This window comes from Corallococcus praedator (assembly GCF_003612125.1).
In the GTDB taxonomy this organism is placed as follows: Bacteria; Myxococcota; Myxococcia; order Myxococcales; family Myxococcaceae; genus Corallococcus; species Corallococcus praedator.
Window position 1 is genome coordinate 1 of record NZ_RAWI01001068.1, and the last position, 439, is coordinate 439.

Genomic DNA, 439 nt, shown 5'->3' on the forward strand with positions numbered 1-439 from the left:
GTATTTTGGCGCGCACGGGCTGGACTGGTTGCGGCGGCGAATCGGTGCGGCACGGGTAGATCGCGCGGCACGGATCAGCGCGCCGTTTATCCTGACTGCGATAATCATCGCGGTTGCGCTGATCATACCGAATGCGCAAACGCTGGTCACAGCCAGCAAGAACACGCCATTGCAGATTTACGGTGCGTTCGCCAGCCGTAACGACCTGACCGCCATGCTGTGGTTGAAGGACAATACACCTGTCGATACGTTAATTCTGAATCATCCCGGCGATCATGAAGGCGACTGGGTGCCACTGATCACCCAGCGCAACGCGATCTTTTTCCGTCCACAGCCGTTTTTTCAGCAAACGGACATGCTGGAAAAACAGTGGGCAGCCTTCAAAACGTTCTGGGCAAATCCGGGTGCGCCGGAAAACAGCGCACTGCTCAAACAATAC

1 protein-coding gene is annotated in these 439 nt (G+C 56.3%); it reads left to right on the forward strand.

Features of this window, described 5'->3' with window-relative positions; all coding sequences use genetic code 11:
- The coding region (locus D7Y13_RS46445; protein ID WP_158626234.1) for a hypothetical protein at window positions 1-439 on the forward strand (439 nt) is incomplete at both ends.